The following is a 19,151-nucleotide window of genomic DNA, read 5'->3' as shown; positions in this document are numbered from 1 at the left end:
AGTCAAGATCGAATTGAGTGTCCTGCTTTCATTCAACAAGCACCTGCTCAGTGGTACCACCTCTTGCATAGGACTGGTTCAACGCCTCCGCTACATATAGCGGGTAAATGCCATCCGCCAACGTACAAAGCGGTTCCACGCCCACATCTAGGATGTGGACCAGGTGAGCGATCGCATTGACCATTGGGCTGGATTTGCCAAGATCATCTTTCTCTGTTCGTTCGAGCACCAGCTGTCGCATGCCAGCTTGCACCGGATGAGGCTCGGTCCCATAGTATCGAATCTCAGTTCCACCTTGAACCATTTCGATCATGCCGCCTTCCAAGTACAGCACAAGTTCAAACAGATTGTAATTGCGGTCATCAAACGCCTCCGCGTACCCCGTAACCTGATTGTTTGCTGCTGTAAACAAGAAGGAATAGGTCCAATCCTCTCTCTCATCCAAGTTGGTAGGCACGCGCTCTACGACCTTTACCTGCTCGATGGTTCCTGCCACGTATCGCACCATATCGAATAGATGCGAACCGGTGTTAGAAATCCCACGACTATACCGTAAATGTATCTTCTTCAGCTTCCCATAGATCTCATTCTGGACTGCCCTACGGATCTGCATGGCTCCTTCACTCCATCTTCGTGATAAGTTAACGACGACGGTTCGTTCGCTATGCAGCTTGCATAAAGCCGCTATACGCTCCGCTTCTTCAAGCCCATTCGCTACAGGCTTTTCTAGAAAGATGAGCCTGGCCTTCGACTGCTCAAGCACAGTTTGAAGCAAGTCATACCTTACCGCAGGCGGCGTGCAAATACTGATGATATCCAGGTGATGATGCCTTAGCATGGATGACAATTCCTGATCCCCATAGAATTGCGCCTCTGGTGCAATCATTGCCAGCTGTTCCGCCTGCTCTTGCCTTCTTCCGACAGCTGCAACCAACGCCACCTCTGGATGCAAATGATAGGCCATTGCATGGCTGTTTACTCTTCCTTTATAGGGAATATCAAAGGTTAAGCCGATCTTGCCAAGTCCGATTATCGCAGCGTGATACATGGAAGTCCCTTCTTTCGTCGCGCTGAAGAATTAACCTTTCAATGCACCTAAGGTAATGCCTTCCGTAAAGTATTTTTGAAAGTAGAGAAATATGACTAATACAGGAAGCGTTGCGAACATTGCACCTGCCATAGCGATTCCATAGTTCGTTTCCAGTTCTGATATTTTTTGGGCAACTTTAATACCCACTGGTAAGGTATACGTCTTCTCGCCGCTTAACACGATGACTTGCCACACATAGTCATTCCACGTGTTAACAAATGTGAAGATCGCTAAGACGCCAAGACCCGGTTTGGCAAGCGGCAGAATGATGCGCCAGAAGGTTTGCCATTCCCCGCAGCCATCGATTTTGGAGGCTTCTACCAGTTCACTTGGAAGCGTGCTCATGAACTGTTTTAACAGGAAAACACCGAAAGGCCAACCCACGACGGGCAGTAGTACCCCCCATTTGGTATTAATGAGACCTAGCTCATTTAACAATTGAAAAAGTGGGATGAACAGCACCGTATGCGGAATCGTCATCGCTGCAATCATGAACGAGAACAGCCATTTAGAGCCTTTGAATGGAATTTTCGCTAAGGCATACGCGGACAACGAACTAACCGTGATCACCAGCACGGTGGCTATCAACGAGATAAACATGCTGTTATAAAACCAGGTGAACACAGGGCTATTTTTTATTAAGGACGTATAGTTATGAAATGTTGGGTGAATCGGTATCCATTCAGGTGGAATTTGCAGCGCAACCTTGAGGTTCTTGAGGGAACCGCTAACCATCCAGTAGAAGGGCCAGAGGAAGAACAAGGTTAATACCCATAGAAATAAATGGCCCCCCCATAGCGGTGACTTTTTATTCGGCATCCTCGTCCCACCTTCCTTAATATTCGTTATCTGATTTAAGCAGCTTAAATTGCACAAAGGCGATTAGGCTGATGATGACACATAGGACAATCCCCATCGCATTCGCAATTCCGAAGTTCATATTAACGAACGCCTGCTGGTAGATAAGCATCATGATTGTAGTGGTGCGATACGCCGGTCCGCCTCCCGTCATAATCATGATGATGGCGAATACTTGAAAAGCGCCGATCGTCCCCGTTACAACGACATATAATAGCGTCGGTTTTAACATCGGAAGTGTGATTCGAGCGAACATATGCCACGGTTTTGCTCCGTCCAGCGAGGCAGATTCGTAGAAATCCTTGGGTATTCCTCCAAGTGCCGCCGAAAAAACAACGACCGCAGAACCTACGGAAATAGTTAGCACAATAACCGACAAAGCCAGCGTGGCCGAGTTGACCCCCAGCCAGTTAACGGCATTCATGCCCAATCGATCCAACACATAATTGCCAAGGCCGAATTGTCCGTTATAGATGTATTGCCAAACTAAAGTTAGAGAAACAATCGATGTCACGCCTGGTATATAAAAGGCAGCTTTGAAAAAGGATTGCATTTTTTTCGGATACGTATGAATCGTTACGGCGATCATCAAAGCAATAACCGTAATGGACGGGACTAGATATAAGACGAACTCCAGCGTATTACGAATCGACTTCCAGAACAGCGGGTCCGTGAAAATGGTGCGATAATTGTCCAAGCCTGACCAGTAGTACTTCGTATAATCAAAGCCATAGAAACTGCTCTTGATTGCTTTAAGAATGGGATACACGACGAACAGCACAAAAAACAACAACATCGGCAGGACGAATAACCAACCGCTGATTTCTCTACGTAAACGGATGCTGCTGATTTTCCCCTGTTTCATGAATTTCTCCTTCCTACTGCCGCTAATCTGTTATTGAAATGACGGCAAGAGACCACGGTCATCCTGCCGCCCAGTACCGGTTATTTATTGTATTTGGCTATCGTGTCATTAAACTTCTTGGAGATCGTATCTATCGTTTGCTTCGGCGTTGACATCCCGATGAACAGCTTTTGAATCTCAGGGAACATCGCAGCTCTCATCTCAGGATAGCCTTTAATTCCCCAACCTGGGTCAATTACAGGCCATTCTTTCGTTTTCGTAGCTAACTTAGCTAGGAATTGAAGCTCTGGGTCACTTTCGGTCCAAGCAGGCGCTTTACCAAGCGGATTGAATGATTTCATAGCTGTTTGGAAAATCGTATTATCTCTCATCGTCCAGTAAAGGAATTTCTTCGCCCATTCTTCTTTCACAGCATCCGAGTTCTTGAACACAACACCAAAGCCAACTTCAGACTTTAATGCCGCTTGACCAGGCGTTGTTGAAGGAAAGTTGACATACATATACTCATGAGGTCCACTTACACTTCCATCCTTCAAGCCGTTCTTGATAATGTCGGAGTGAGCTGCTGAGGCAACGACCATCCCGTTCTTCCGTTGCTTCCAGTAATCGAGCGCGTTCGTGGATGTCAATGTTTCAGGATGCGGCGTGACGAGCCCTTCATCGACGAGTGATTTGAAGAAGGTTAACGCCTTTTCCGATTCAGGGCTGTCACCTGCTGTATATTTCGTGTAATCAGCATTGAACAACTTCGCTCCGTATCCGGAAATAATATTGTTATAGATTTGATCCCCTTGTTCATTCAATGCGAATAACGTTAGTCCATAAACGCCTTTTTCTTTATTAGCTACAGCCTTCAAAGCGGCTTTGAACTGATCAGGCGTCCATGTCCGGAATTCATCTTGTGGAAGCAATTTCTCAGCTCCCGCTTCTTTCCATAAGGATTTATCAAGTATCAATCCGAGTTGGGTCGAATAATACGGCATCGTCACGACATTGCCGCCTACCGAGACCATTTTCATCATATCCGCACTTTTCTTCACTTGGGCCAAATCTTCAGCAGGAATAATATCTTCAAGCGAAGCAAGTGCTCCCATTTGTCCATAAGCCAAAGTGCGCCCTGGATAGTCCAAAAATACGTTTGGAGCTGATTTGGAGGCGATGGCTGTTGTGACTTTCTCATTAATCCCATCAAAGGGGATAAGCTCAATGTTGACTTTGACATTCGGATGGAGCTTCGTCCATTCCGGCAGCAAATCTTCTTTAAACCAGTCACCAGCTTTTTGACCTGGTTTGTACGTGCCGTTCGGAGCCGCCCATACCGTCAGCTCGATCTTAGGATCCTCTTTTGGCGCTTGCGAGGCTGCCGCTGTCGGACTGGCGCTGCCCGCTGGTGCTGTGCTAGGTGTTGGTTTACTAGCCCCTTCGTCTGTGCTGCACCCTACTGTTGTCGCCATTAAGAGCGAAACACTAGTTGCCACAAAAAGTGATTTGAATGAACGTTTTTTCAAGTAAGAAATCATGCTCGTCTTCCTCCCTTTTCCTAATAAAAATGAATGAGATGTGCAGAGTCTCTTCGCCTTGTTGGACTGCTCGAAAACGTTAACATTGTGAAGGTTGTATGCTCTTGCTGGAGAAGGGTAGGTAACATCATGTGAGTAGATTGGAAGATCGTAAGAAGGGGAGGCCTACCAGTTACTCCGGCAGGGGAAACATCTCTCTTATACTCATTGTCGAGTAACTGAGGTGTCTCATGAGAAGATCACTTTCTTGCGCAGCTGCTGTCAGCGGCAGATGTTCATGGGTTTCGTTATAGACTCTGAAAAAGCCTTCGGCAAAATTAACACCAGCCGCTCGGCCATACTCGCCGTTATAGGATTCAAGCAGCTTACGGGCGAATAAGCCGCTGTAGCCTTGGCTTTTGAATTCATCCATCGCTTTAATCTTCTCACCTACTACTGAACTGATGTCAATAAATACATCATTACGAATGCCATACAGACTTAATCCATCGATCGGACTTACCGGAAGGGAGGTTAAAAAGATTTGTTTGACTTGATACTCAGGCTGACCATCTAGATTTTTCAAATAAAGGGATACCTTGCTGAGGCCAGCGAAGGCCATTTGTGTTGCGATGGTATGGGGATTGTGAAAGGCGGTATTCATGGGGTAATCACAGATGACGATGTCCGGCCGCTCCTTCGATACCTCTTCTGCAATTCGATTCACGATTTCTTCATTGACCGTTGAATAGTTGTCGTCGTAATCGAGCATGATCAGCTTAGCAATACCTATGGTCTGAGCTGCACGTTCCAATTCGCGTTTCTTATTCAACGCAATTTCTTCCAAGCCCGCCTGCAGGAGACTCGCATCGGGGTTTTCTTTGCGCCACTCCTCTGCATACTTGTTCGGATGAAGTCGTCCGCCGTGTGTCAAAATGAGCGCGACAACGTCATCCCCTCGTTTGGCATGAAGCGCGAGCGTCCCGCCGCAATTCGTAATCGTATCCGCGGGATGCGCGTAAATCGTCATAACTTTCATAGAACCCTCCTCGTTATACCCGATTAATTGCGTAACCTACTTACAAGTTAGCATGTGCTCCTCGTACTTGCGTAGGTGAAATTAATTAGATACACGTGGATTTCATTAGTCCTACAAGCAAATATAAAGAAATTGACCTATTTCTGATAATAACAAAGCTTCCTAATTAACTAATTTGCCCTAGAAGCTGCTTGCGAAATTGCGAAGGAGACAGCCCTGTATTCTCTTTGAACCAAATGCTAAAGTAATGCGGGTTGGTGAAGCCGATCTGCAGCGCCACATCTTTAATTTTATTGGCAGGATCCTCCAACAGCCGTTTGGCATGTTCCATTCGCACTTGGCCCACATAGTCAGTAAACCCAACGCCGACTTCCTTCTTAAATAATTGGCTGAAATAGTTTGCATTCAGTCCAACTTGCTCCACAACGGAATCGATACCAAGCCCAATATCGCTGTATTGCTCGTTAATAATTTGCAAGGATCTGAGAATATTCCGGCTATGCTTTTTCTCTTTCTGTTCATTCACACCTAAATGTTCCCTCAGAAGTGTAATGAATTGTCTGCCGTTCTTCTCAAGTGGTTGTGATAATAGCTTCGCTTGCACATCACCGAACCAATTTTTGTCCATGACAGTCGATTGACCCGACTTGATTAGCAGCTTATACAAATGATTATAAAGCGCCGCCATGAAGGCATATAGGACATGCGGAACGAGATGACTGGCCCTCGCGTAAACGATGAGTTCTTCCATTACATCCGCACAATTGTCTATATCCCGTTCGTCCATATAATAGAGGAGTTTATTTTCAAAAGCTTCCGGATATTGCGACTTCCAAGAATCCCCGACAAAATAGATATTCGTTTGATCATCCATCTGCTCTCCGACGAGGTAATTGAGAAGTGCTTTTGCTTCTTCGAACGAGGTCTTAATCAGGTTAAAATGCTCGTAATGATTGCCAACAAACGCATAAATTTGTAGTTCCTGCCGTTCTTTAAGTTCGCTGATCAACGCATGGATGTTCGGCAATGCCTCATCGTTCTCACCGTTAAATATCAGGCAATACTGTTCATTGGATAAATAAATGCTAATCATCTCATGCCCCTCTTCGAATTCGTGCATAATCGATTCCAACTTATCTAACTCTTCTTTCTCATAACTACTGTGCAAATGAAGCAGCACAACCCGAAATGATGCCGCACCGAGCTGGAAGCTCAGTCGTTCTGTGAAGTAGCTAGCTTCTGTTTCGGTCATTCTACCTTCTAAAAGAGAGCGAACCAGCTTCTCCCTCATGAGCGGTTCACCTTCACGTACCTTATCGATCATATGATTGAAAGCCCGACCAAGATCTCCAAGCTCATCTTTAAACAAAGGCTGAAATTTCATATTCAGATTGCCATGCTCAACATTTCGGAGCATACGAATCATTTTACGGAGCGGCATAGAGATGGTTTTGGAAATATACACGGAGACAACGACCATCAGAATGAGGGATACGCCAAGAAAGGCTACCCATAAATTGTTTATATGTTTAAGATCCTTTAGCAATAAGCTCTGAGGGATCGTATGAACGAATGTCCATTGGGTCAAAGGGTGCTTCGAATAAGCAACGACATAGTGGTCAGATTCATTCGTATAATGACCTTTCGTCCCAGTTAATTGATCAATGTGAATAGGCGGAATACTTTCGCCGCTCCCTGCTGAGAAGATATAGCCGTTCGAATCAACGATGCTATTCGTGCCTTCGTCCAGATTTGATGAAGCTAAGTAGTTGTTAAGAATCGTAGGAGAAATGGAAATGATGAGATAACCGAGGACTTGCAAATTATTTTTATCATAAATCGTCTTGAACATCACGATCGATGTTTGCTTATCACGCCACTTGATGAAGGACCATAACGAATTACTGCTTTTATTGTTTGCCATTTTGTCATACCAGCCCTGACTGGTGAATTCATCACTGACCAAATAGCTAGGCGTGAAATTCATGCCAACTCCGCTGTCGTACACATTTTGAAACTTATCCACCAAATAAATGGCTTCAATGCCAATAAACCGAGCTGATAATTGCCTTAATTGATCATAGATGTAGTTGTAGGAAAGAATCCGTTCCATCCCATTCAAACTTGCGGCGTTCGCACTTAAAGGTTCTTGCACATTCTCATTGTAGACAAGCAATTGAGATGATTTCTCAATACTTTGGAAATAGCTGTCCATACTGCCTGTGAAATACTCAATCTTTTGCAGCATGGCATTGCCTTCTTGATCGGTCATCATTCGTTTGATGTACGTCGACGACAATAAGGCAAAGATGACGAGTGCTAGAAGTGTGACAAGCGAGAACGATAACCATAGCTTCTTCACCAATTTTAAATCGTGAAAAATTCTGAAACCATTCGAAAACATTCTCATACTCTTTCACCACCCCTATTTTTCTATTGTTTAAAAAGAAAACGGCATCACTTGCTGATGCCGCTTCCCCCCTTACTTGGCTGTATAACCGCCATCCACAGGCAGGTTCGTGCCCGTTACATATTGAGAGGCATCCGATGCGAGAAATACGACAGGCCCCCAAATATCATCCGCTTTAGCCATGCGGCCTAACATCGTTCTGTCATTGTAACGTTGGATAAATTCAGGGAGATTCTTCTCCGTCTGAAAACCGCCTGGTGAGATGCAGTTGCACCGAACCTGACTTGCACCATAATAACTGGCGATAAATCGGGTAAAGTTGATCATCCCGCCCTTATGGAAGAAATAGTCGGGGATCAGTCCATTTAACGGCAACCCCTCATACAGCGTAGGATCGGGTCCGACCATGCCTTGAATCGAACCGATGTTAATAATAGATCCGCCGCTCCCTTTCTCGGCCATCCAATCGCCAATCACCCGCGTTAACTCGAACAATCCTGTTGCGTTAACCGCCATGCTGCGCGCGAAGGTTTCCAGCGAATCGTTATAATGAGACATCGTACGGGCGACAGCATTGTTGATGAGGACATCACATTTACCTTCCCGCGCTTCTAACTTTTCTCGAATGGAAGAGATCGATCCGAGATCTTCCTGGTCGAAAGGAATGGCGCGCACCGTAAATCCGTCCCTTCTAAAATTCTCTTCGATCTCCTCTAAACGAGCTTCATCACGAGATGTCACGTATACGTTGCCTCCTGCTTGCGCGCAGGCCCTTGCGATTTGTGTCCCATAAAGTCCGGCGCCTCCCGTAATGAGCACCGTCTTATCCCTTAGCGAGAAGCTATTCATTACATTCGTACTCACATCGATTTCCTCCTATCGAATGACACAACCTCCCGCGTTACCAAGCGGTCCATCCACCGTCCACCATGAGATTCGATCCAGTCATATAGCTGGAGGCATCGGATGCCAGCATAATGACAGCACCTACCATTTCCTCGGGTTTGCCTACTCGACCGAGCATGGTTTTGGCTTGCAGCTGCTGTAGGAAAGCTTCGTTTTGAGCGATTGCCGCATTGGGGAAAGGTCCTGGCGATACGCTGTTGCAACGAATCCCATACTTGGCCAAATGTGCTGCACAGTATCGGGTCAGCTGAACAACACCAGCCTTCCCTACGCCATAATTCGGCGGATTGTTGGCACCGCTATCCCCATAAATCGAAGGATCAGGCGATACGACTCCGTACATCGAAGCAAAGTTAACAATCGACCCGCCGCCGCTTTCTCTCAAATAGGGGATGGCTTCTCGAATGCAACGGAACGTCGTACCGAGAGCTCCGTCTACACCTTTATGCCATACTTCATCTGTCATAAATTCAAGTTCAGCCGCTTGGCCATAGCCAGCACCATAGGTGGCACAGTTAACAACAACGTTCAATCGCCCGCTGGCTGTGTGATGTGACGCAAACATGTCTTGAATCGATGTTGTTTGGGAGACATCGCAGACCACCTGCCGTAATCGCCCCTCCTCCAGGGCGGATGCCAAGTTCGGGTTCGTTCGGAAGGCTAGGTCTGCTACCGTCACATCAGCGCCGAATGCCAGTAATGCTTCCGTAATTGCGGTTCCAAGATACCCAGAACCTCCTGTAAGAATGACACTTTTATCCCGCAATGAGAAAAGCTCCGTATACATGTCGTGGCCTCCCTTAGCTTTTGGTTGAGCCGTAGACGGAATCCGTACCTGTTCCGGAGCTGCGGTTGATGCTCGATGCGATACCGCTTAAATACTGACCAAAACCAACCACATCGGCCCCAACACTTACAAATTGGTAGCCCATCGCCGTTAAATCATCCAAATTACTCGGACTGCCAACGGTCCCTGCGTATTTCCCATGCTTTCTTGCCAGTCTAGCCACCGATTGCCGTGTTTCAACGAGCAGCGGATGATCCCACTTGCCAGGAGCTCCAATCCCTTGACTGAAGTCTCCGGGTCCGAAAAAAATCATGTCCAGACCAGGCAGCGCGATAATTTCTTCCAGCTCATCAAGCGGCTCTGGATCTTCGATTTGCAGCACGTTAAAACGTTGATCATTCGCTTGTGACATGTAGTCACCCAACTCCAAATTGCAGAAAGCACCGTCCGAATTCCCGCCATCAAGCGGCCGTCTGCCAATCGGGTAGAACTTGGTGTGATAAATGATTTGCTTAGCATCCGCTAAACTCATGACGTGAGGAACCATGATCCCTGCCGCATCCATCTCTAACGGCCGAATTAACTCACTGTAGCTTCCTCTTGCTACACGGACAAGCACATCCACATCATAGGCTTTTGCTGCCCAAATCTGGCGTTCAATAACAGCCAAATCATTGGGGACATGCTCCATGTCCGTCCATAGGCAGTCTACGCCAGAAATTCTGGCGGCCATTTCTGTTATGCGTGGATCGGCGAGATTCAGCTTCAACGCGATTGCTGTTTCCCCTGCCCGCAGCTTACGTAAGACTCGACTTTGACGCATATGAAAGTTAGTAGCCATCCGTTTTCGTCCTCCTTAAGGTTATGTACGAAAAGCGTGTTTCACTACGTTAGTTCGCAGTGATTTCCTCTAGCCTTACAACTCTTCCACCTTCGTCTCGGCTGCGAATGCCGGCAATGATCATGCGCATTAATTCTTCCGTTTCACTGAACGGGAAGGGCCTTTCTCCTGTTTTCAAAAAGTGTATGAAAGCTTCAAGCTGTGATTTGAAGGAATAGAACGTATCTTGAGCGATAACCGTGACATTGGCTTGTGTCCCACATAGCTGTAGAATACCGTGCGAACCATACATGTCATCCATCGCAAGCACCATCACATCGCCATGCAGGCGATGCTTGAAGTGAACGATGTTGCGATCTTGCGTTCCTACGTTTTGAGCGGAAATAAAACCGGGGCCTAGAATGGGGTAAATCGACTCCAATGCATGGATACCGTAACGTTCCCAGCTTTTGCAAGTCGTGATGCTTGTGTAACGAAGTTCTCCTAAGGAGTGAATGGACGTGCGATAAGGCATATATTCTTTACAATAGCGCATGCAGCTAGATGACATAATCGGGGCACCATCGCGCACCCACCTTCGGAACTGCGCAAGATCGGACTCATTATCGACCAGAGGCTTATCGACGAATATGGGGAGACCAGCCTCAACAAACGGCCGACAGCGTTCCACATGCTCATGGCCTTTATCCGTTGTAATCATGACGGCATCTACGTGTCCGATAACATCCTCTGGCCTGGATACAACGTGTGGGATCAGCGAAGCCTTAGCCACATGTGCGGCATCTAGGGGATCATCCGTCCAAATATGGGTGACAGATGCTCCAGGTATTTGCAGCTTTTCTGCGGGCTCTTTGGCTAAATAATTCGGTATTGCGGGGTAAGGACACTCGGCCATCGTCTGCTTGTCATAGTTATTGAACATGGCACTCCAAGAATATGGGTGCCCATTGCCTTCCACCATGCCTAGAACTGCTATTCGTAATGGTTGCATGAGGAACTCCCCTCTCCATTATGTAAACTGATAGCCTAGTTTCCGCGAGATCTGATTCGCAGCAAATTTGATACTTTCGGCCATATCGGGCAATAAATCAGGAGCAAACCGATGCATAGCCCCCGAAATGCTAACCGCACCCTCGATGTTCCCATACATGTTGAAGATTGGAGCAGCCACACAACGTGCACCCTCTACAATTTCTTGATCATCCATGGAAAATCCTTGTTCGTGTACAACTTTTAGTTGGGCAAAAAGTTGATCGACCGAAGTAATCGTATTTGGTGTGATAGCCGGCAAGCCGTGAAGTGTGATAAACGCTTTCACCTTATCCTCTGGTAGAAAAGCGGACATGGCTTTGCCCATAGCAGTCGCGTGAAAAGGTGCTTTGGATCCTACGGTATCCGTCATTCGCAGTGGCTGTGTGCTCTCGATAATCTCTACATATAACACCTCACCCTCCAACATAACACCTAAGTTTATGGTGTCGCCATAGAGCTCAGAGAGCCTCTTCATCTCGTGCATCGCCGCGGTTCTTAGCTTATTTCGCTCTAACAACCCGCGTGTCAGCATCAGCTGTTTGTATCCTAAGCAGTATTTGCCATTGTCATCGTCTCTGCTGATGAATCCCCTGTTTTCCAAGGTTAAAATGATTCGGTACGTCGACGATTTAGGCTGATCCAGCATCTCTGTTAGTTCCAAAAGATTCAGGGAATCGTGCTCCGCCAAAAGCTCCAGTAAATCCAAAGCTTTATCGATGGCTTGTATGGTGTAACGCTCTTGTTTCTCTCCTACATCCTTGCTCATTGTATAGTGAGTTCTCCTTTGTCAAGATAACTTAATTAGCTGCCCGCCATCTACAACTAAGCAATGCCCCGTCATATAACGTGAATCACTAGTTGCCATGAATAGTGCAGCGTCTGCGATTTCCTCCGGTACGCCAGCTCGGCCCATAGGGATGGTTTCGAGGTAGGGGGCAAATGCCGCTGGATTATCAATCAACGGTTTCGTCAGCCTTGTCTCAATAAAGCCCGGGCAAAGCGCGTTGACACGTATTCCTAGTGGCGCAAGCTCCAAAGCCATAGACATCGTAAGAAGATTAATGCCGCCCTTCGTTGCGTTATAATGCGCTTGATCTTTCTCCGCAGCTAAGCCATTCACACTGGACATATTAATGATGGATCCACTTTTCCCTTGTTGTACCATGCATCTTGCCACCGCCTGCCCGACGAGAAAAGTTCCCTTCAAATTAATCGCCATATGTCGGTCCCACTCAGATTCCTCAATCTCCAAGAAGGAAGCTGGGCTGCAAATACCCGCATTATTCACTAACACATCAATGGTTCCCCAATTCCCCAGAACCGTATCCACCATGCGATTAACATCTGATTTCAACTGTACATCACCATCAATCCAGATGACATCACCGCCCTGAGCTGCAATCTCCTCAGCTGTTGCTTGCAGCGCAGCCTTTTCACGACCAGTAATGGCCACCTTCGCACCTTCAGCGGCAAACCGCACAGCGGTTGCTTTACCTATGCCAGTTGAACCGCCCGTTATGAGCACGACTACATCTTTCATTCTCATCCGGAATGCCTCCTTATAAATTGACTAGCGCTCGATCGACAGCCTTCAATGTTTCTTCAATTTCTTGAGCGCCATGCGTCGCGGATAAATACCATAATCCATTGGAACGAACAAGCACACCTTCTTCTAGCATTTTGCCTGCAAAATCTGCATACTTAGCTCCGTCCCGCTTCGTAAAGGAAGCGAAATCTTCAACCGCCGGCTCGTGCGTAAACATCATATGGAAGACAGGACCGACATGATTGACGATTCCTGGAATGCCATGCTTAGCGAGTAAACTACGAATCCCTTCAACGAGTTGGGTTGTGTTCGTTTCCATTTTACGGTAAATCACCCCATCCTCTTTGGACAGTTCCGTTATTGTCGCTAAGGCTGCTGATGTCGCAACGCAATTTCCATTCAATGTACCCAAATGGCTAACGGTTCCGTTCTCAATCAGCGCCATAATGTCCTTGTGGCCAGCTACAGCACTTATGGCAACGCCTCCGCCTAATGCTTTGCCAATGGTAATCAGATCTGGCTTTAATCCAAACTTCCCATGTGCGCCGCTTAAGCCAAGTCGAAATCCGGTGATGACTTCATCCAAAATCATGACCATGTTCAGCTCTTCAGTCAGATCCTGCATGAGCTCGAGATAGCCAGATTTCGGCAGCACGCAGCCGGAGTTGCACATCACTGGCTCAGAAATCACCGCAGCAATGTCATCCTTATATTCCCGTAGGGTTGCCTCCAAGACTGCGGAATCATTCCACGGAAGCAAGATGATATCTTCCAGCGCTAGCTCACTCTGACCGCTTGTGCCTGGCAAAAGCCGTTGCTCCTGCGTAGCAGAAGCGGAACTGGACTGGCGCATGTCTGAGCTTGGGAACGCGGTAAATATCGCATCCGACCACCCATGATAATGCCCATGAAAGCGAACGATCTTCCGCTTGCCCGTAAAAGCGCGAGCTAATCGCAGAGCCAGCATAACCGCCTCTGTACCAGAACCACTTAAGGCCACCTTATCCGCGCAAGGTAAAATCTCAGCCAAGCGGCGGGCCAGTTCAATCTCTCCTTCATGCTGCAACCCGAAAGTAACGCCACGCTTCATCGCTGCATGGACACTCTCCGTCGTTGCCTCATGCGCATGGCCCAAAATCAAGGGTCCATAGGCAAGCAAATAATCAATATAGGTGTTACCATCCACATCCGTTATTCGTGGACCGGAGCCCGATGCAGCGAATAAGGGCGTCGGCTTCATGGCGCTTCTTAACGAGCTCGCCACTCCGCCTGCCAAAAAGGCTTGTGATTCGGTGTATTTTTGCCTCGATTTCTCAACATACTTCATACATACATCCTCCCTAATTCGCACTTCCTTTGAGAGTGATTTCGTTATGTAGGGTCATAGATGATATAGAAGGTTAATTATAGGTTCCAAATCTCGGCTGCGGCAACGAATCCATAGGATATATTGGACGATTTACGTGTTGATATTGAAAATGGGCAAGATTGGCATTACAGCATCCAGGCGAATCCACGTTAATGACATGCTTGGCGAACGATCCAAAGGCTGTCTGCCAAGCAAGCGCTGATTTAGCCACAATCATGTGATAATCCCCGGGCCATAAACCAACGGATCGCACATGCCCAACATCCCAAGGGGCCACCCGCTTCTCCGTCAGTACGAGCGTGAGTAGTCCGCATTCAAGAACGGCAGTTAAACCCATCTCCGCTTGTTGGCCAGTCATATACGGACCCGCATGTTTGTAATGCCCGTCAAACAGTAACCGAATCTTCCCCTTCACAGCTACAGGCGTTCCGTGCAAGGAGTCGCTTTTACCTCCTACCAAGCCTTCGAAAAGGCCTCCGATTCCATGCCGATAAGCTACTTTCACGGCTTCGGGATCGCGAATCACAATTAATGCTTTCTTCGGCACATTGATTAATTCCGCGAGTAGATGCGTTGCATCAGCCGGTGCGCCTCCCCCTACATTGTCGGAACCTTCCGCCAAGATAACAGGACCTTCCAGCTGCGCCAATGCCTCAGTTACGGCTTCACGCGGTGTCGCATAGCTGACATTGAACGTCTCCTTTCGGTCAATCGCCATCTGTGCGAGTTCTGCCGCACAGCGTTCAGCTAAGCCGGGATCGCCGTCTGTCGTGACGATAACAGACATTCCCGCATCGGGCATGTCACTGTAGGGAAAGCCTCCGGCTACCGTCACGTTCAGCACACCAGGCATACGCTCCATCTCAAAGGCATGATCCATTATGAGTTTCATACTGCCTACACTTGTCAGCATGCCCTGCGGTACAACGAGCATGCCCGTATGAACCATTGCCCGAACGGGGCGAATCTCGCCGCGAATTGAACGAATGAGCAGGTCGAAGGCTTCAACCGCCCGCTCATACATGTCCACATGCGGGTAGGTATCATAGCCAACGATGAGATCCGCATGGCGAACCATCGCTTGGCTGATATTGCCATGCAGATCGATTGTCATGGCAATAGGGAAATCGGGTCCTAGCTTCGCACGAAGACGTCGGAGGCACTCCCCTTCATAGTCGGCGTACTGCTCCGACACCATAGCGCCATGCATGATCAAGACAAGGCCATCTGATCTGCTGTCGATGGTGTCCACGAGGGCATCGATCAGCGTATCGCCCGTTACTGCCTCCACCATTCCGCTGGGTGTCGCTGCCACATACAAGCCTGGCAACAAGCTGACGCCTTGTACAGCTGCAGCGGCGATTACGCCCCCCATCGTAGTGCGCGTCCCTGCGTAGCGGGCTACAAAAGCATCACCGCCCATCGTCCACTGCTCCCGAAAATGAGCCATGTCCGTTATGCCAGGAGCGAACGTATTCGTTTCATGCAAAATACCGGCTACAGCAATCTGAAGCTGGTCATTCCTCATCTTAAAGGTTCTCTCCACGACGAGTAACTGCATAAGCAATCGCATCAATCTCTACTAAATAACTGCCGATGGAACAACCAATAGAAGTCCTCGTTGGAAAAGGTTGCTTCATCAAGCTTTGATAAGCTGTATTGTAGCCAGGAAAATCCTCTTGTCTGGAGAGGAATGCATTGATTTTTACAATATGATCGAGCGTAAGATCAGCCTCTGCAAGAATGGTCTCGATGTTGCGCAAGCATTGGAGCGTCTGTTCTTCGATCGTTTCTCCAACAACTTCACGTGTTACAGGATCTACGCCGACTTGACCAGACACATAGACGAAATCACCTGCGCGAAGGGCTTGCGAGAAAGGAAGTGGGAATTGGGGTGCTGCTGTAGAATGAATGGGCTGTGACATAAGTAATCGTCTCCTTTGTATGTACATTTATAAATTGCCTGTTAAGTAACTTTGCCTCTGGCATCGACCGTTAGGATACGCTCGAGTTGCCCGCCACGTACGCCAAGGAGTCGATCATGGAGGTTGGTCACGGCGCAGCAATGATTAGGTATAATCTCCACGATGTCACCGATATGAAGATCGGTGCCGTCAGGCACGGAGAGAATGCCATGTTCTTCGCTAAGCCGCTCAACGAAGATAGCGGGATTCTCCGGTATGAATCCGTAACCTTTGCGGTGTGCGCTGCTATCGTTGGACAGCGTCTTCGAGCCCGCATCGACGATGACGGTTCCCTGCCTAGGCGTGCTGACGACCGTGGCATAGATGCGCATCGCACAGGCTTCTTCGCCGATTAAGCCTGTGTACAGCTGAGAGCCATCACCGAAAACATAAGCCCCTGGCCGCATCTCCGTTACACCCAAGCCGGCGAGAGCACCAATGAACTTGGATGTCGGTGTCGAACCCACGCTAATGTCAGGTACATCCACACCTAATCGCCTTAGCACGCGTTGTGATTCCAGTAAAGCTTCCGCTTCAGCAAGGGCAACTTCCAGACAGTCGTCGGCACGACTCTTGCTATAGGCCTGACCCGCATGAGTCATTAATGCGCTTAGACGAATACCTGGCAGCTTAGCAATTTGCACAGCCAACGCAGCTGTCTCCTCGCCCGGTTCTTTCCCGCAGCGGTTCAACCCGCTATTCACATCTAAGTAGAGCGGTACGCGAAGTTTCAACTGCTCACCAAGATCGGACAATCCTTTGGCCACTTCATAACTGTCCACACTGACTGAGACTTGCGTTTGTTGTAACAGTCGTCCCAAACGCTCCAGCTTCAATCGGCCCACAAGTGGATAAGCGATCAGAATATCATCTATACCGCCAGCCGCCATGACTTCAGCCTCGCCAAGCTTTGCCACCGTAATGCCTGAAGCGCCATGTCGCAGCTGCTCTTGCGCGATCCAAATGCTCTTGTGCGTCTTCGTATGTGGCCGTAATCGTACGCCAGCTTTCGTTGCCAATTCAGCGGTACTCCGCAGATTGGCATCCAATCGATCCAAATCGATGACGATTGCTGGCGTATCCATATCCGCTGGCCATGTTACATCATTCATCTCAACACCTACCATCCTGCGTATTAGAAACTAACGCTTTGTCCATGTAGAATAACTTGTTTCACCTGAATCTCTTCATCAATAAGTAGGAGATTGGCTAACTTCCCAGGCTCGATACTCCCCATCTGACCATCCATACGAATCACTTTTGCTGGATTCAGCGAGGCCATACGGAAGGCATCCACAAGCCCGATTGAGGCATGCTTCATCATATTGCGAACGGCTTTGTCCATCGTTAGACAACTGCCGGCCAAGTGACCAAGATGATTCCAATTCAGATCAGAACTGCTGCCATTATTAACACCTGCATCAGGCATGGCATCCGTAATAATGATGACACGATCAGTACCTTTGGTTTTGTGAATAAGCTTCAGCATCAAGGGACGGACATGAACCCCCTCTGCATCAGGAATGACTTCGGCATAAATATCGTCATGAACGAGAACCGCCTCATCGACACCAACCTCACGAGTTCCCCCATATCTAGAAGGAGAGGGTGTTGTGCCTGACGCATTCGTACAGTGACAGCCGATACGCAGTCCTTGCGGGACAAATCGGAATATTTGCTCCGCAGTCGCTTCGGAATGTCCAACGGAGAATGAAATCTCATATTTCGCCGCCTCATTCACAAACGCTTCCTGACCATCCAGCTCAGGTGCGAGCGTCCAAACTTTAATGTGATTTCCAGCAGCTTGTAATATTTCTTGGTATTCAATAGGGTCAACAGGACGAATAGGTGAAGTGATAGCGCCATATTTATTATTAATGTAGGGGCCTTCCATATGAATGCCTACAATGGCCTGTGCGAAGGGTTTTTCGGAGTTCATACTGGTTAAAATCGTTTGAATACCTGTCTTTACCTGCTCTCTGCTCTCGTTATAGGTAAAGGTTGGCAGAATAGCTGTCGTCCCATGTTTCAAATGGGCAAGTGCGAACTCATACGGATGCTCCCATGACCATACGCCACCACCACCATGACAGTGGATATCGATGAAGCCTGGAGCTATGTAGGCGCCTTGTGCATCTAACACCGTGTAACCCTGTGGGATTTGCACTTGCTCTGCTTCGCCGACACTCACAATGAGACCGTTCTCGACGAGAACTACCCCATTTGGAATTAAGCGATGGGCTGTAATAATCGTGCCGTTTTGAATGACTAACGTATTCGTTGCCGGCATTCATTCACCTCTTTCTCAAAAATGAAACCTTGGTTTTATTTTTAGTATAGCATGCCTTTCACCACTGTAAAGATCCATTTACAAATTTTCTCAACCGACGTGATTTTCTCAGAAAACGACGCTTTTAGAACACCGCCTAACGTGATATACATCAATTACTCTCACTCCACTTCCACTATCCCCTTCACTCAGGATTCACTTCCCTAACTAACCCTCCACAACTGTTCTTCTGAGCCAAAGGGATAGTGAGGAGATAAATTTCTAAACACCGCCTAACGTGATATACATCAATTACTCTCACTCCACTTCCACTATCCCCTTCACTCAGGATACACTTCCCTAACTGGCCCTCCACAACTGTTCTTCTGAGCCAAAGGGATAGTGTGGAGATAAATTTCAGAACACCGCCTAACGTGATATACATCAATTACTCTCACTCCACTTCCACTATCCCTTTCACTCAGGATATACTTCCCTAACTAGCCCTCCACAACTGTTCTTCTGAGCCAAAGGGATAGTGTGGAGATAAATTTCAGAACACCGCCTAACGTGATATACATCAATTACTCTCACTCCACTTCCACTATCCCCTTCACTCAGGATTCACTTCCCTAACTAACCCTCCACGACTGCTCTTCTGAGCCAAAGGGATAGT

At 47.7% G+C, this 19,151-nt stretch carries 17 protein-coding genes; all 17 read right to left on the bottom strand.

What is annotated here, in order from left to right; genetic code table 11:
• Positions 1 to 28: 28 nt before the first annotated feature.
• The 17 genes from AC58QT_RS33475 to nagA all read right to left on the bottom strand — a co-directional run bounded on the left by AC58QT_RS33475 (position 29) and on the right by nagA (position 18,496).
• Positions 29 to 1,048: a Gfo/Idh/MocA family protein gene (locus AC58QT_RS33475; RefSeq protein WP_497412763.1), complete on the bottom strand. Its 1,020-nt coding sequence runs from the start codon at positions 1,046 to 1,048 to the stop codon at positions 29 to 31.
• Between the two features lie 30 nt (positions 1,049 to 1,078).
• A complete protein-coding gene (locus tag AC58QT_RS33470; RefSeq protein WP_497284162.1) occupies positions 1,079 to 1,909 on the bottom strand; it encodes a carbohydrate ABC transporter permease in 831 nt (276 codons plus the stop codon).
• 16 nt (positions 1,910 to 1,925) lie between these two features.
• Positions 1,926 to 2,813 (bottom strand): carbohydrate ABC transporter permease, encoded by an 888-nt coding sequence (locus tag AC58QT_RS33465; RefSeq protein WP_497284160.1) that lies wholly within the window; start codon positions 2,811 to 2,813, stop codon positions 1,926 to 1,928.
• An 80-nt stretch (positions 2,814 to 2,893) separates the two neighbouring features.
• A complete protein-coding gene (locus AC58QT_RS33460) occupies positions 2,894 to 4,333 on the bottom strand; it encodes an extracellular solute-binding protein (RefSeq protein ID WP_497412762.1) in 1,440 nt (479 codons plus the stop codon).
• A gap of 172 nt (positions 4,334 to 4,505) precedes the next feature.
• Entirely contained in the window at positions 4,506 to 5,351 is an 846-nt protein-coding gene (locus AC58QT_RS33455) for a PIG-L deacetylase family protein (RefSeq protein ID WP_497412761.1), read from the bottom strand.
• Positions 5,352 to 5,517: 166 nt separating this feature from the next.
• The gene (locus AC58QT_RS33450) at positions 5,518 to 7,761 is read right to left on the bottom strand and encodes a helix-turn-helix domain-containing protein (protein ID WP_497412760.1); all 2,244 of its coding nucleotides are present in this window, start codon (positions 7,759 to 7,761) and stop codon (positions 5,518 to 5,520) included.
• 72 nt (positions 7,762 to 7,833) lie between these two features.
• Positions 7,834 to 8,625 carry an SDR family NAD(P)-dependent oxidoreductase gene (locus AC58QT_RS33445; RefSeq protein ID WP_497412759.1) on the bottom strand — a complete coding sequence of 264 codons (792 nt, stop codon included), beginning with the start codon at positions 8,623 to 8,625 and terminating at the stop codon, positions 7,834 to 7,836.
• Positions 8,626 to 8,662: 37 nt separating this feature from the next.
• Positions 8,663 to 9,454, bottom strand: coding sequence for an SDR family oxidoreductase (locus AC58QT_RS33440; RefSeq protein WP_497412758.1), 792 nt, complete (start codon positions 9,452 to 9,454; stop codon positions 8,663 to 8,665).
• 13 nt (positions 9,455 to 9,467) lie between these two features.
• Entirely contained in the window at positions 9,468 to 10,295 is an 828-nt protein-coding gene (locus tag AC58QT_RS33435; protein WP_497412757.1) for an HpcH/HpaI aldolase family protein, read from the bottom strand.
• A gap of 49 nt (positions 10,296 to 10,344) precedes the next feature.
• Positions 10,345 to 11,286 carry a Gfo/Idh/MocA family oxidoreductase gene (locus AC58QT_RS33430; protein ID WP_497412756.1) on the bottom strand — a complete coding sequence of 314 codons (942 nt, stop codon included), beginning with the start codon at positions 11,284 to 11,286 and terminating at the stop codon, positions 10,345 to 10,347.
• Between the two features lie 18 nt (positions 11,287 to 11,304).
• A complete protein-coding gene (locus AC58QT_RS33425) occupies positions 11,305 to 12,093 on the bottom strand; it encodes an IclR family transcriptional regulator (RefSeq protein WP_310225342.1) in 789 nt (262 codons plus the stop codon).
• 21 nt (positions 12,094 to 12,114) lie between these two features.
• On the bottom strand, positions 12,115 to 12,873 hold the full coding sequence (locus AC58QT_RS33420; protein WP_497412755.1) for an SDR family NAD(P)-dependent oxidoreductase: 759 nt from the start codon (positions 12,871 to 12,873) through the stop codon (positions 12,115 to 12,117).
• A 13-nt stretch (positions 12,874 to 12,886) separates the two neighbouring features.
• A complete protein-coding gene (locus AC58QT_RS33415; protein ID WP_497412754.1) occupies positions 12,887 to 14,200 on the bottom strand; it encodes an aspartate aminotransferase family protein in 1,314 nt (437 codons plus the stop codon).
• A 73-nt stretch (positions 14,201 to 14,273) separates the two neighbouring features.
• The gene (locus tag AC58QT_RS33410; protein WP_497412753.1) at positions 14,274 to 15,770 is read right to left on the bottom strand and encodes a M81 family metallopeptidase; all 1,497 of its coding nucleotides are present in this window, start codon (positions 15,768 to 15,770) and stop codon (positions 14,274 to 14,276) included.
• A gap of 1 nt (position 15,771) precedes the next feature.
• Entirely contained in the window at positions 15,772 to 16,167 is a 396-nt protein-coding gene (locus AC58QT_RS33405) for a RidA family protein (protein ID WP_497412752.1), read from the bottom strand.
• 41 nt (positions 16,168 to 16,208) lie between these two features.
• Positions 16,209 to 17,318, bottom strand: a complete 1,110-nt coding sequence (locus AC58QT_RS33400; RefSeq protein ID WP_497412751.1) for an alanine racemase — start codon at positions 17,316 to 17,318, stop codon at positions 16,209 to 16,211.
• Positions 17,319 to 17,341: 23 nt separating this feature from the next.
• Complete coding sequence (gene nagA / locus AC58QT_RS33395; RefSeq protein ID WP_497412750.1) at positions 17,342 to 18,496, bottom strand: N-acetylglucosamine-6-phosphate deacetylase; 1,155 nt, start codon at positions 18,494 to 18,496, stop codon at positions 17,342 to 17,344.
• Positions 18,497 to 19,151: the final 655 nt, after the last annotated feature.

It is taken from the genome of Paenibacillus sp. J31R109 (assembly GCF_059692055.1).
Note: the sequence above shows the minus strand (reverse complement) of the source record. Positions and strands in the feature narration are given on the sequence as shown.